This window comes from Citrobacter sp. RHBSTW-01013, from assembly GCF_013781985.1.
GTDB lineage: Bacteria > Pseudomonadota > Gammaproteobacteria > Enterobacterales > Enterobacteriaceae > Citrobacter > Citrobacter braakii.
Map to the genome: position 1 here is coordinate 1890037 of NZ_CP056185.1, position 13355 is coordinate 1903391.

A 13355-nucleotide genomic window follows, 5' to 3' on the forward strand; every position below is an offset into this window, starting at 1 on the left:
TATGCACTCCTTATGTGAATCTAAGGATTGTACACGTTTGTTAACAGAATATTAAGAGCCGATCCTGGTTGGCTTTAAATACCGAGCGGATAAATATCGTGACCTAACGCGCGCCATTCGTTCAGTTGTTGCTGCTGAGCGGGCGTTTGGCTTTCGCCGCACCAGACCAGTAAGGTTCGCCCTTCAAACAGCTCTGGTCGCAATTGGTTTAGCGAGTGGGCGAGGACGTCAACGCGCCATCCCTGCTGGCTGGCTACCCACCCCTCCAGCCATAAGCGGGTGGTATCATGAATGTTCCAGCCGACAACCAGGGCATCTTTACCCTGTTTCTTGCGCGCCGAGGCCAGACAAATCGCGATGTAGTTGATGAGGACACCGTCGAGGATCCCCAGTAACGCCTGCAGGATCGGCTGCTGACATTGCAGGCGGCGGCGTAACGGAATGAACAAATGGGTGTTGAGCGTTTGTGCGGGATAATCCTGACCGCGCTCTTTGATCCACATCCTGAGGCTATGCAGATTATTACTTTGCAAATAGCTCAACAGCGTCTCTTGCTGTTCGCGCCAGCCGTTATGCACATCAATGTTCTCATTGCTGAGCAACATTTTTACCTTACTGACCTGAACGCCGTTATTTATCCAGCGTTTTATCTCACGGATCCGGTCGATATCCGCGTCGTTAAACAGGCGATGCCCGCCGTCTGTTCGCTGCGGTTTCAGTAATCCGTAACGCCTCTGCCACGCGCGTAAAGTGACAGGGTTGATATCACAAAGCAAAGCCACTTCACCTATTGTGTAAAGCGCCATCGTCGTCTCACTTATGCTCGCGAGGTCCCAGTTTTACTTTAGACGCTCTTTTGCGAACCAGGTAGTTTTGTCTGTTTTTTGATCAACAAATGGGTGAATTTGTAGTCATGCTCGCGCTTTCGAGTGATCGTTCTCACAAATTCCTTTTTTTTTGCAACACTTCAAAGAAAGTTACGCGCAGCCCATGTATGTTACGCGCTTTTAAGTGATGTGTGGTTGGCAGGTATGTACGAGTTTAATCTGGTGTTGCTGCTGCTTCAGCAGATGTGTGTGTTTCTCGTTATCGCGTGGCTCATGAGCAAAACGCGTTTGTTTATCCCGCTGATGCAGGTCACGATTCGGCTTCCGCACAAGCTGCTTTGCTACGTTACCTTTTCCATTTTCTGCATTTTGGGCACCTATTTCGGGCTGCACATTGATGATTCTATTGCTAATACCCGTGCTATCGGCGCGGTGATGGGTGGGCTGCTTGGCGGCCCGGTGGTCGGCGGTTTGGTCGGTCTGACCGGTGGCTTACATCGCTATTCAATGGGCGGAATGACGGCGCTCAGTTGCATGATTTCGACCATTGTCGAAGGTTTGCTCGGCGGGCTGGTGCACAGCGTGCTCACCCGTCGTGGCCGTACCGATAAAGTCTTTAGCCCACTGACCGCGGGTGCCATTACTTTTGTCGCCGAACTGGTGCAGATGCTGATCATCTTGTTAATCGCCCGGCCGTTTGACGATGCGTTTCGGCTGGTCAGTAATATCGCCGCGCCGATGATGGTGACGAATACCGTGGGCGCAGCCTTATTTATGCGTATTTTGCTCGATAAACGGGCGATGTTTGAAAAATATACCTCTGCTTTTTCCGCCACTGCGCTCAAAGTTGCCGCCTCAACGGAGGGTATTTTGCGCCAGGGGTTTAACGAGGTTAACAGCATGAAGGTCGCTCAGGTGCTGTATGAAGAGCTGGATATCGGTGCTGTGGCAATTACCGACCGCGAGAAGCTGCTGGCATTTACCGGCATTGGTGACGATCACCATCTACCCGGAAAACCTATTTCGTCGTCGTACACCCAACGGGCGATAGAAACCGGAGAGGTGGTGTATGCCGATGGGAATGAAGTCCCTTACCGCTGCTCTTTGCACCCGCAATGCAAATTAGGCTCGACGCTGGTGATCCCTTTGCGGGGTGAAAACCAGCGAGTGATGGGGACCATCAAACTGTATGAAGCCAAAAACCGCCTCTTTAGCTCGATCAACCGCACGCTGGGGGAAGGGATCGCCCAGTTGCTTTCGGCGCAGATTCTGGCCGGGCAGTATGAGCGGCAAAAAGCGATGCTCACGCAGTCGGAAATCAAACTCCTGCATGCACAGGTGAACCCCCATTTTTTGTTTAATGCGCTCAACACCATCAAAGCCGTGATCCGACGTGATAGCGAGCAGGCCAGCCAACTGGTGCAGTATCTGTCGACGTTCTTTCGCAAAAACTTAAAACGTCCGTCGGAGATTGTGACGCTGGCTGATGAAATTGAGCACGTTAATGCCTATCTGCAAATTGAAAAGGCGCGATTTCAGTCGCGCCTGCAGGTGACTTTGACGGTGCCAGATGCGCTTTCGTATCAGCAATTACCTGCCTTTACCCTACAACCTATTGTGGAGAATGCCATTAAGCACGGTACCTCTCAGCTACTGGATACCGGCGAAGTGTCGATTACCGCCCGCCGTGAAGGGCAGTATCTGATGCTGGATATTGAAGATAACGCCGGGTTGTATCAGCCAACGTCTGAGGCCAGCGGATTGGGTATGAATCTGGTTGATAAACGACTGCGCGAGCGGTTTGGCGACGATTTTGGCATCAGCGTAGCGTGTGAACCTGACCGCTTTACCCGAATCACTTTACGACTTCCTCTGGAGGAACTGGCATGATCAAAGTGCTGATTGTCGATGACGAACCGTTAGCGCGGGAGAATCTGCGGATCCTGTTGCAGGCGCAAAGCGACATCGAGATCGTCGGCGAATGTTCGAATGCGGTGGAAGCCATCGGCGCGGTACATAAACTGCGTCCGGATGTCCTGTTCCTTGATATTCAGATGCCGCGTATCAGCGGTCTGGAAATGGTTGGCATGCTTGATCCTGAGCATCGTCCGTATATTGTTTTCCTTACTGCCTTTGATGAATATGCGGTGAAAGCTTTTGAAGAACACGCGTTTGATTATCTTCTCAAACCGATTGAAGAGGCGCGACTGGAAAAAACGCTGAGCCGTTTGCGTCAGGAGCGCACGAAGCAGGATGTATCGCTACTGCCGGAGAATCAGCAGGCGCTGAAGTTTATTCCGTGCAGCGGCCACAGCCGAATCTATCTGCTGCAAATGGATGACGTGGCGTTTATCAGCAGCCGCATGAGCGGCGTGTATGTGACCAGCAGCGATGGTAAAGAAGGTTTCACCGAACTGACGCTCAGAACGCTGGAAAGCCGTACACCTTTGCTGCGCTGCCATCGGCAGTATCTGGTGAATATGGCGCAATTGCGGGAGATCCGTCTGGAAGAAAACGGTCAGGCCGAACTGATTTTACGCAACGGGCTGACAGTTCCGGTAAGTCGCCGTTATCTTAAAAGTCTAAAAGAGGCGATTGGACTGTAAAACTGATACACTGCGCGCCATTGCATCACCGACAGTTGAAGGCTCTATGCTAAGTAACGATATTCTTCGTAGCCTGCGCTACACCCTGAAAGCGAACAATAACGACATGGTGCGTATTCTTGCGCTTGCTGACATGGAATCCACCTCCGCAGGTTTTGATACCTGGATGACAAAAGAAGATGAAGCCGGGTTTATTCGCTGCCCGGATATCATTCTCTCCGGATTTTTAAACGGTCTGATTTATCATCTGCGTGGTAAAGACGATTCTGCGCCGGAACTGGCGCTTGAGCGTCGTGTTAACAACAATACGGTGCTGAAAAAGCTGCGTATCGCCTTTTCGCTGAAAACCGATGATATTCTGGCCATTATGACCGAGCAGAAGTTTCGTGTGTCGATGCCGGAAATTACCGCCATGATGCGCGCGCCGGACCATAAGAACTATCGCGAATGCGGCGATCAGTTTCTGCGTTATTTCCTGCGGGGTTTGACGTCGCGAGTGCACAAAACGAAAGCGTAAAACGACGCTGGCGACCGCGATGAATTTCGGGTCGCCAGGATGTTATTTCACCTCTTTAAAACCTGCCGATTCCATTACCGTTTGCATTTGCTTCATGCTGATATTTTTATCGGCTTTCTCAGAAAGCTTCATCCCGGAAATTGCCTGTAACGCTTTTATATCGACTTTTTCCATATCGATAGTGACATTTTCCTGCGCGTAGGTATCTGTATAGGTGAGCTTTTCTTCTACGCCTGCAATATTTTGATATTTGGCGCTTAACGCGTCGAATACTTTTGCGGCTTCCTCTTTATTGCTGGCGCCGACAGACGCATAGCTGATTTTACTTTCGGAGCTTTGTTTCAGAACTTTGTCACCTTTATAGGTGTAAGAGACGGTGATATCCGAACCGTTAAGATTGGCATTGAATGTTTTCGTCTCTTCTTTTTCACCACAACCCGCCAGGGAAAAAACCACAACCGATGCCGCGGCGAGAGAAACTAATTTTTGTAACGCTGTCATGTAAAACTCCATTTTATGAATATCGAATGCTAAATAATAATTCTAATGAATATGATGGGGCCGGGCGGCCTTAATAGCAGAGCAGTATAGAATAAATCTAATAGCGATGGCTAAGCAGTCCGAAAATGGAGTGGGGGAGTGTGTTTAAGATTAAAGGTAAATCCCTCAGCAAAAAAAAAGCGCTGCAGTTGCAGCGCTCGAGATGTCAGATTTATTTCACCTGTTGGCCAGGTTTTGCGCCTTCGTCCGGGCTTAACAGGAAGATATCTTTCCCGCCAGGACCTGCCGCCATGACCATCCCTTCAGAAATGCCGAAGCGCATCTTACGAGGTGCCAGGTTAGCAACCATAATGGTCTGACGTCCAACCAGGGTCTGCGGATCCGGATAGGCAGAACGAATACCAGAGAAGACGTTACGCTTCTCGCCACCGAGATCCAGCGTCAGACGCAGCAGTTTGTCAGAACCTTCCACAAACTCGGCGTTTTCAATCAATGCCACGCGCAGGTCAACTTTAGCGAAATCGTCAAAGGTAATGGTTTCCTGAATCGGGTCATCCGCCAGCGGGCCGGTTACCGGTGCGGCAGCGGCCTTCACTTCTTCTTTCGACGCTTCCACCAGCGCTTCAACTTGTTTCATGTCGATGCGATTGTAGAGCGCCTTAAAGGTGTTGACCTTGTGACCGAGCAGCGGTTGCTTAATGGCATCCCAGCTCAGCTCGCTGTTCAGGAAAGCTTCTACACGTTCAGCAAGCGTTGGCAGAACCGGTTTCAGGTAAGTCATCAGGACGCGGAACAGGTTGATACCCATGGAGCAGATCGCTTGCAGGTCGGCATCGCGGCCTTCCTGTTTAGCAACGACCCACGGAGCCTGTTCGTCAACGTAGCGGTTTGCCACATCGGCCAGCGCCATGATTTCACGGATAGCTTTACCAAATTCACGGCTTTCCCATGCTTCGCCAATCACCGTAGCAGCGTCAGTGAAGGTTTTATACAATGCCGGGTCGGCCAGTTCAGCCGCCAGTACGCCGTCAAAACGCTTGCTGATAAAGCCTGCGTTACGTGATGCCAGGTTGACTACTTTGTTGACGATATCGGCGTTTACACGCTGAACGAAGTCTTCCAGGTTCAGGTCGATGTCATCAATGCGTGAAGAAAGCTTCGCCGTGTAGTAGTAACGCAGGCTGTCGGCGTCAAAGTGCTTCAGCCAGGTGCTGGCCTTAATGAAGGTACCGCGAGATTTGGACATCTTCGCACCGTTTACCGTCACATAACCGTGTACGAACAGGTTGGTCGGCTTACGGAAGTTGCTGCCTTCCAGCATCGCCGGCCAGAACAGGCTATGGAAGTAGACGATGTCTTTACCGATGAAGTGATACAACTCAGCGTCGGAATCTTTCTTCCAATACTCATCAAAACTGGTCGTGTCGCCGCGCTTATCGCACAGGTTTTTGAACGAACCCATATAGCCAATTGGTGCATCCAGCCAGACATAGAAGTACTTGCCTGGCGCATCCGGGATTTCAAAACCGAAGTATGGGGCATCGCGGGAAATATCCCACTGCTGCAGGCCGGATTCGAACCATTCCTGCATTTTGTTGGCGACCTGCTCCTGCAACGCGCCGCTGCGTGTCCAGGCCTGCAGCATCTCGCTGAATGACGGCAGGTCAAAGAAGAAGTGTTCGGAGTCGCGCATTACCGGCGTCGCGCCAGAAACGACGGATTTCGGCTCGATAAGTTCGGTCGGGCTGTAGGTTGCGCCGCAGACTTCACAGTTATCGCCATACTGATCCGGAGATTTACATTTCGGGCAGGTGCCTTTAACGAAACGGTCCGGCAGGAACATGCCTTTTTCCGGATCGTAAAGCTGGGAGATAGTACGGTTCTTAATAAAACCGTTCTCCTTCAGGCGCGTATAAATCAGCTCAGACAGCTCACGGTTCTCTTCGCTGTGCGTAGAGTGGTAGTTGTCATAGCTGATGTCAAAACCCGCAAAATCAGTCTGATGCTCCTGACTCATTTCACCGATCATCTGCTCTGGCGTGATCCCAAGCTGCTGTGCTTTCAGCATGATTGGCGTACCGTGTGCGTCGTCCGCGCAGATGAAGTTAACCTGGTGGCCGCGCATTCGCTGGTAACGGACCCAGACATCAGCCTGGATGTGCTCCAGCATATGGCCGAGGTGGATAGAGCCGTTGGCGTACGGCAGCGCGCACGTTACCAGAATTTTCTTCGCGACTTGAGTCATAGTGGGCAATTACTTCTTTTGTAGTGAAAAGGGCTTTGATAGTACCAAAATGGTAATTACTGCGCCAAGCGATAAGGGCATTTATCCGTAAATGAATAATTGTTGCGGTTGGAGTAAACTACCTGGTGACTATTGTATTTTCAGAACAACAAAAAGGAGTCGGGATGAACGCACAATCCCAGGCCAAATCACCAGAGACCCTGCGCGCGATGGTTGCCGGGACGCTGGCGAATTTTCAGCATTCAACCCTGAAGCATAATCTGACGACGCTTAAAGCGTTGCACCACGTCGCCTGGATGGATGACACGTTGCACGTTGAGCTGGTCATGCCGTTTGTCTGGCAGAGCGCGTTTGAGGACTTAAAAGAGCAATGTAGCGCCGATCTGCTGCGTATTACTGGTGCGAAAGCGATCGACTGGAAACTGTCGCATAACATTGCGACGCTGAAACGCGTGAAAAACCAGCCGGGCATTAATGGTGTAAAAAACATCATCGCCGTCAGTTCGGGTAAAGGTGGCGTAGGTAAATCCTCTACTGCCGTGAACCTGGCGCTGGCGCTGGCTGCGGAAGGGGCGAAGGTAGGGATTCTGGACGCCGATATTTATGGCCCGTCAATCCCGACGATGCTCGGTGCGGAGAACCAGCGTCCAACCTCACCAGACGGTACCCACATGGCGCCGATCATGTCTCACGGCCTGGCGACGAACTCTATTGGTTATTTGGTCACTGACGATAATGCGATGGTGTGGCGTGGCCCGATGGCCAGCAAAGCCCTGCTGCAGATGCTACAAGAAACCTTATGGCCGGATCTTGATTACCTGGTACTGGATATGCCGCCGGGTACGGGTGATATCCAGTTGACGCTGGCGCAAAACATTCCGGTCACGGGTGCGGTTGTGGTGACCACTCCGCAGGACATCGCGCTGATCGATGCGAAAAAAGGCATCGTGATGTTCGAAAAAGTCGAAGTGCCAGTGCTGGGTATTGTTGAGAATATGAGTATGCATATTTGCAGCAACTGCGGTCATCACGAGCCAATCTTCGGCACCGGTGGCGCGCAGAAACTGGCTGAGCAGTATCACACCCAACTGCTGGGACAGATGCCGCTGCATATTTCTCTGCGTGAAGACCTGGATCGTGGTACGCCGACGGTCATCAGCCGCCCTGACAGCGAATTTACCGCCATTTACCGCGACCTGGCAGGACGTGTCGCTGCCCAGCTCTACTGGCAAGGGGAAGTGATCCCGGGTGAAATTGCCTTCCGCGCGGTGTAATTAATAGCGTTAAAAATATTCACCGCATCAATAATGAATTGATGCGGTGAATATATTGGATGAAAAACCTCACTCAATTATTTATCCGGACTGTATAATTCATGTCTTTTTCTGAATAAACACCCTCAATGCATCATTTAAATTGATCAAAATGGTCGAATTAATCTACAATCTCAATTAGTCTTAGCGAGGCAGTTAATCCATAATCTACTGGAAAGACGGCTTGTGTGCTGTTTCCCAACCGATACAGGAATAATGAACGTAATGAAAAAAAATTTATTCTTGGGAGTTATTACTTTGGCTTATGGAATGAGCGCTTCTGCTTTCTCCACAGATACTGCCACCCTGAATATCAATGGTCGGGTAACTGAACCCACCTGTAGCACTGATGTTGTAAATAACGAAGTGCAGCAACGCTGTGGCAATGCCATTTCCTTTTCAAACGTCAGAGCGGGTGTTTCAAATCCAACAAAAGGTGCGGTAACTGAAATTGTTACTATCACCGGTGACGCTACACGACAAATTGTGATGACGCATTACGATTAAACGTCTTTTATCAGCCATGCATTATTATTGTGAATAATACGTGGCTGATCATTTCTCTGAAGAATTCCATCCCAACAGTTAATCTCGTAAATTTATTAATTTAAAAGAATAAAAAAATCGACTGATTTGTTTCTATTATATTGCGCTTTGCAATTTGTTTTAAATCAATAAAACAACGCGTTTACATTGCGATAACGTTTCTGGTGTGCGAATTTAATTTCACGGGTTAAGTCCTCTTAACCAATAGAAGTTAATTCATTAAGGAATATACGATGAAACGTTCAATTATTTCTGCTGCTGTTCTGTCCGCTGTAGTTATGAGCGCTGGGGCTTTTGCTGCTGATTCTGATCAGGGTGAACTGATTATTACTGGTAAGGTAGTAGGGACCACCTGTAAATTTACAGGGGATACCACTGCGACCATTGGTATGAACCAAATTGGTGCTGACAGATTAAATGCCTTAAGTGCTGGTGGTGTTTATGAAGGATACTCAAATAAAACCACTGTGCCATTGACAGTTGAATGTACAGGAAGTAAAGCACCAAAAATTACTTTCTCCAGCTCCCAATTTGACAGCGAAAATAAATATATTACACGAAATACCGCAGCAAATAATGGTGCTGGCTTCACCGTATACTATGGTGATGATTTTACTAAACAGGTTAACCCCGATACAGGTATTGAGTTAACTAAAACTGCGGACAATAAATATACTCTAAACTTTAGCGCACGCTATGCGAAAATTGGTACTGCCAGTGTTTCCGCTGGTGATGTGGCCTCTTCGCTGACGATGACTGTTGTTACTGATTAAGATGACTATCCTGTTTGTCGGCGGCTCCGGCCGCCGATTATTTCCGCAGTAAGGATAATTATAATGAAAAAAATACTCGTGTTTTTACTGGCCGGTACAGTAATGCCTGCGTGGGGCGGCATATACATTTACGGCACCCGTGTCATTTATCCGGCACAGAAACAAGAAATCACCGTGCAGTTAATGAATGAAGGCAGTCGCAGTTCGCTGGTTCAATCCTGGATAGATGACGGAGATACCAGTCTGTCACCCGAAGAAATCCACGTGCCATTTGTAATGACCCCTCCTGTGGCAAAGGTCAGCGGAGGTTCTGGTCAACAACTGAAAATTAAGCAATTGGCAAATAGGTAATGACTCCAACTTATTGATAGTGTTTTATGTTCAGATAATGCCCGATGACTTTGTCATGCAGCTCCACCGATTTTGAGAACGACAGCGACTTCCGTCCCAGCCGTGCCAGGTGCTGCCTCAGATTCAGGTTATGCCGCTCAATTCGCTGCGTATATCGCTTGCTGATTACGTGCAGCTTTCCCTTCAGGCGGGATTCATACAGCGGCCAGCCATCCGTCATCCATATCACCACGTCAAAGGGTGACAGCAGGCTCATAAGACGCCCCAGCGTCGCCATAGTGCGTTCACCGAATACGTGCGCAACAACCGTCTTCCGGAGCCTGTCATACGCGTAAAACAGCCAGCGCTGGCGCGATTTAGCCCCGACATAGCCCCACTGTTCGTCCATTTCCGCGCAGACGATGACGTCACTGCCCGGCTGTATGCGCGAGGTTACCGACTGCGGCCTGAGTTTTTTAAGTGACGTAAAATCGTGTTGAGGCCAACGCCCATAATGCGGGCAGTTGCCCGGCATCCAACGCCATTCATGGCCATATCAATGATTTTCTGGTGCGTACCGGGTTGAGAAGCGGTGTAAGTGAACTGCAGTTGCCATGTTTTACGGCAGTGAGAGCAGAGATAGCGCTGATGTCCGGCGGTGCTTTTGCCGTTACGCACCACCCCGTCAGTAGCTGAACAGGAGGGACAGCTGATAGAAACAGAAGCCACTGGAGCACCTCAAAAACACCATCATACACTAAATCAGTAAGTTGGCAGCATCACCGGCAAATACGCTGCCGAAAGATCGTGAAAGCCTTTTTTTTCTGAATGTGTTAGATATTCCTCCTAATTCTGCGGAATCAGAAGGTAAGAACATGATTAAATTTGCTATGCAGAATCGCATCAAATTTATATATCGCCCGCAGGGTATTGCCGGTGTAGATGAAAAAAGCTTTTCTCGCTTAAACGTCAGAGATGTCAGTGGTGGCATTAATATCAAAAATAATTCTGCCAACTGGATTACTATTCCTGAAATAGTGGGTAATTCAAAAATAAACAGCGAGACAGTGTTACTTGCTCCGTGGTCAGATAAAAAGGTCGTCACCACTACTGTCGTTAATCATTACAAGGTTACTCTTATTGATGATCACGGAAACTACTTAAGTGAAAAAATAAAAACGGAAAGATAGTCAAGGATTGATTATGTCAAAGATAAATTCTATTACACTGTCAATCCTGTCGGTATTGGCAGCTTCATCCGTATGGGCTGAAGAAGACACGTTTGATACCCACTTTATGATCGGTGGTTTGAATGGTGAGAAAATCTCTCGCTATCAAATTGATGGCGATAAGCCAATGCCCGGTATATATGAAATGGATGTTTATCTTAATAATAAGTGGCGTGGTCGGTACGATATTGATATTAAAGATGATCCCGAACTGACATGTCTGCCCTGGGCACAATTGCAGCAAATTGGTATTCGCACCGGGAACATTAAAACGGATAAACAAGAAGGCTGCGTGCCGCTGCGTGCAGCAGTGCAGGGCGGCAGTGTCAGTTATGACATTGGGGAGTTTATTCTAAATTTAAGCGTACCTCAGGCGTATGTGATTGAATATGAACCAGGATATATGCCGCCTGAAACCTGGGATCGTGGGGTGAACGCTTTTTATACCTCTTATTACGCCAGCCAGTATTACAGTAATTATAAACACGGTGGTGATGATAAAAGCAGCTATGTGAACCTGAATAGCGGGTTGAACCTGCTGGGGTGGCAGTTGCATTCAAGTGACAACTATACGAAAGGTAACGAGGGCAACGGCAAATGGAAGAGCAACACGTTATATGTGGAACGTGGCGTTCCGTCGATTCTTGGTACATTGCGCGCCGGTGACATGTATACCGGGGCTGATATTTTTGATGCCGTACGTTTTCGTGGTGTGCGTATCTGGCGCGATATGCAAATGTTACCAAACTCAAAACAGAATTTTACCCCTGTAGTTCGTGGGATTGCCCAGAGCAACGCCCTGGTAACCATCGAACAAAATGGTTTTGTTATTTACCAGAAAGAAGTACCACCAGGCCCATTTGCTATTGATGATCTACAACTCGCTGGCGGCGGTTCGGATTTAGATGTCAGTGTGAAAGAGGCTAACGGTTCGATATCTCATTATCTGGTGCCTTTTTCATCTGTGCCAAATATGCTGCAGTCGGGCGTATCGAAATATGATTTCGCTGCAGGGCGTAGCCATATTGAAGGGGCTGGCAATCAGTATGATTTCCTGCAAGGGAGTTATCAGTATGGTCTGAACAATCTGCTAACGGTCTATGGCGGTACAATGCTGTCGCAAAACTATTCTTCATTTGTGCTTGGGACTGGCTGGAATACCCCCATTGGCGCAGTATCGGTAGACGCCACGCGATCGCATAGCGAGCAGGATAATGGTGATGTTTTTGATGGTCAGAGCTATCAGATTGCATGGAACAAATATGTCACGCAGACCGGTACGCAGTTTGCACTTGCAGCTTATCGTTATTCCTCGCGGGATTATCGTACCTTTAATGACTACGTGTGGGCGAATAATAAAAATAACTATAATCGCGATAAAAACGATGTTTATGACATTGCGGACTACTATCAAAACGACTTTGGCCGCAAGAACAGTTTTTCACTGAATATAAATCAAGCGTTACCCGAAAACTGGGGATCCCTGGCGGTCAGTGGCCTGTGGCGCGACTATTGGCAACGCAGTGGAAACGGCAAAGATTATCAACTTAGCTACTCTAACGCCTGGCAGCGAGTTAGCTATACCGTTGCCGTGAGTCAAACGTACGATGAGGATAACCACGAGGATAAGCGTTTTAACCTGTATATCTCCATCCCGTTCTCGTGGGGGGACGGTATTTCCACTCCTCGACGCGATCTGTTCGTCTCTAATTCCACGACGTTTGATAATGACGGCTTTCAGTCGAATAACACCAGCTTAAGCGGGGTGACGGGTAATCGCGATCAATTCAGCTATGGTGCCAACCTCAGTCAGCAACGACAGGGGAACGAGACAACGGCGGGCGTTAGCATGGTCTGGCGCGCGCCAGTGGCGACTGTAGGCAGTAGTTACAGCCAATCGAATAAGTATCAACAGGCCAGCGGCAATATTCAGGGGGGGATCGTGGTGTGGTCTGAGGGCGTGGCTCTGACTCCCCGGCTTTCAGATACATTCGCCATTGTTAAAGCGCCTGGGTTACAGGGTGCGGCTGTGCAAGGGCATCGTTACCTAACAACCAACAGTAAAGGTTACGCGGTTTACGACAGTCTGACGCCGTACCGTGAAAATATGCTGATGCTGGATCTTTCTGACACTAATAGCGATGTGGCATTACTGGGCAATCGAAAAGGTACAGTACCTTATCGCGGTGCGGTCGTGATGACGGAGTTTGAAACCGATCGGCGCAAACCCTGGTACTTTCTTGCCGAGCGTCCGGACGGCTCTCCGTTATCTTTCGGTTATGAAGTGGAAGATGATATCGGTAATAATGTGGGCCTGGTGGGGCAGGGTAGCCGGTTATTTATTCGCACCAACGATATTCCCGCGTCGGTACGTGTTGCAGTTAATAAACAGCAGGGACAGTTCTGTACAATTACCTTCGATAGGGTGATTGATGAGAATAAAGTCTATATTTGCCGATAAGGATGCA

The 13355-nt window shown here is 48.9% G+C and carries 11 protein-coding genes and 2 pseudogenes; 9 read left to right on the plus strand and 4 right to left on the minus strand.

The window, feature by feature from the left end; all coding sequences use genetic code 11:
* Positions 1-74: 74 nt before the first annotated feature.
* The gene (mlrA, locus tag HV350_RS09140; protein WP_016153692.1) at positions 75-806 is read right to left on the minus strand and encodes an HTH-type transcriptional regulator MlrA; all 732 of its coding nucleotides are present in this window, start codon (positions 804-806) and stop codon (positions 75-77) included.
* Between the two features lie 225 nt (positions 807-1031).
* Between mlrA and HV350_RS09145 the strand changes: the two genes are divergently transcribed.
* From HV350_RS09145 to HV350_RS09155, 3 genes are read left to right on the plus strand one after another with little or no spacing between them, the layout of a single operon-like run.
* Positions 1032-2717 carry a sensor histidine kinase gene (locus HV350_RS09145; RefSeq protein ID WP_016153691.1) on the plus strand — a complete coding sequence of 562 codons (1686 nt, stop codon included), beginning with the start codon at positions 1032-1034 and terminating at the stop codon, positions 2715-2717.
* Positions 2714-3433 carry a two-component system response regulator BtsR gene (btsR, locus tag HV350_RS09150; RefSeq protein ID WP_016153690.1) on the plus strand — a complete coding sequence of 240 codons (720 nt, stop codon included), beginning with the start codon at positions 2714-2716 and terminating at the stop codon, positions 3431-3433. Before HV350_RS09145 ends, btsR begins: the two co-directional genes overlap by 4 nt.
* Before the next feature lie 46 nt (positions 3434-3479).
* Positions 3480-3950, plus strand: a complete 471-nt coding sequence (locus HV350_RS09155) for a DUF1456 family protein (protein ID WP_016153689.1) — start codon at positions 3480-3482, stop codon at positions 3948-3950.
* 42 nt (positions 3951-3992) lie between these two features.
* Here HV350_RS09155 and HV350_RS09160 read toward each other — a convergent pair whose 3' ends face one another.
* Together HV350_RS09160 and metG are read right to left on the minus strand one after the other, a co-directional pair.
* Positions 3993-4451: a YehR family lipoprotein gene (locus HV350_RS09160; RefSeq protein WP_141875420.1), complete on the minus strand. Its 459-nt coding sequence runs from the start codon at positions 4449-4451 to the stop codon at positions 3993-3995.
* A gap of 211 nt (positions 4452-4662) precedes the next feature.
* Positions 4663-6696: a methionine--tRNA ligase gene (metG, locus tag HV350_RS09165; protein ID WP_049281972.1), complete on the minus strand. Its 2034-nt coding sequence runs from the start codon at positions 6694-6696 to the stop codon at positions 4663-4665.
* Positions 6697-6860: 164 nt separating this feature from the next.
* On the opposite strand from metG, the gene apbC reads away from it, so the two are divergent.
* The 4 genes and pseudogenes from apbC to HV350_RS09185 all read left to right on the plus strand — a co-directional run.
* Positions 6861-7970 (plus strand): iron-sulfur cluster carrier protein ApbC, encoded by a 1110-nt coding sequence (gene apbC / locus HV350_RS09170; protein ID WP_016153686.1) that lies wholly within the window; start codon positions 6861-6863, stop codon positions 7968-7970.
* Between the two features lie 264 nt (positions 7971-8234).
* Positions 8235-8516, plus strand: a complete 282-nt coding sequence (locus tag HV350_RS09175; protein ID WP_181630294.1) for a DUF2574 family protein — start codon at positions 8235-8237, stop codon at positions 8514-8516.
* 272 nt (positions 8517-8788) lie between these two features.
* Entirely contained in the window at positions 8789-9328 is a 540-nt protein-coding gene (gene yehD, locus HV350_RS09180) for a fimbrial protein YehD (protein WP_181630296.1), read from the plus strand.
* Positions 9329-9391: 63 nt separating this feature from the next.
* Positions 9392-9673: pseudogene (locus HV350_RS09185) on the plus strand (fimbria/pilus periplasmic chaperone); the annotation flags it as partial.
* Positions 9674-9689: 16 nt separating this feature from the next.
* On the opposite strand, the gene HV350_RS09190 reads toward HV350_RS09185, so the two are convergent.
* Positions 9690-10387, minus strand: a protein-coding gene (locus HV350_RS09190) for an IS1-like element IS1A family transposase (protein WP_103215986.1) whose coding sequence is annotated in 2 segments (ribosomal slippage) — positions 9690-10138 and positions 10138-10387 — 699 coding nt in all. Because the reading frame shifts where the segments join, the coding sequence is not laid out codon by codon here.
* A 56-nt stretch (positions 10388-10443) separates the two neighbouring features.
* Between HV350_RS09190 and HV350_RS09195 the strand changes: the two are divergent.
* A pseudogene (locus tag HV350_RS09195) lies at positions 10444-10848 on the plus strand (fimbria/pilus periplasmic chaperone); the annotation flags it as partial.
* A 13-nt stretch (positions 10849-10861) separates the two neighbouring features.
* A complete protein-coding gene (locus HV350_RS09200) occupies positions 10862-13348 on the plus strand; it encodes a fimbrial biogenesis outer membrane usher protein (protein WP_181630297.1) in 2487 nt (828 codons plus the stop codon).
* Positions 13349-13355 lie beyond the last annotated feature (7 nt).

What these genes read in the sequence shown, in the direction of transcription:
- yehD (WP_181630296.1), top strand. Translation starts at nt 8,789, where the DNA reads ATGAAACGTTCAATTATTTCTGCTGCTGTTCTGTCCGCTGTAGTTATG.
- mlrA (WP_016153692.1), bottom strand. Translation starts at nt 806, where the DNA reads ATGGCGCTTTACACAATAGGTGAAGTGGCTTTGCTTTGTGATATCAAC.
- HV350_RS09145 (WP_016153691.1), top strand. Translation starts at nt 1,032, where the DNA reads ATGTACGAGTTTAATCTGGTGTTGCTGCTGCTTCAGCAGATGTGTGTG.
- HV350_RS09160 (WP_141875420.1), bottom strand. Translation starts at nt 4,451, where the DNA reads ATGACAGCGTTACAAAAATTAGTTTCTCTCGCCGCGGCATCGGTTGTG.
- apbC (WP_016153686.1), top strand. Translation starts at nt 6,861, where the DNA reads ATGAACGCACAATCCCAGGCCAAATCACCAGAGACCCTGCGCGCGATG.
- metG (WP_049281972.1), bottom strand. Translation starts at nt 6,696, where the DNA reads ATGACTCAAGTCGCGAAGAAAATTCTGGTAACGTGCGCGCTGCCGTAC.
- HV350_RS09175 (WP_181630294.1), top strand. Translation starts at nt 8,235, where the DNA reads ATGAAAAAAAATTTATTCTTGGGAGTTATTACTTTGGCTTATGGAATG.
- HV350_RS09200 (WP_181630297.1), top strand. Translation starts at nt 10,862, where the DNA reads ATGTCAAAGATAAATTCTATTACACTGTCAATCCTGTCGGTATTGGCA.
- HV350_RS09155 (WP_016153689.1), top strand. Translation starts at nt 3,480, where the DNA reads ATGCTAAGTAACGATATTCTTCGTAGCCTGCGCTACACCCTGAAAGCG.
- btsR (WP_016153690.1), top strand. Translation starts at nt 2,714, where the DNA reads ATGATCAAAGTGCTGATTGTCGATGACGAACCGTTAGCGCGGGAGAAT.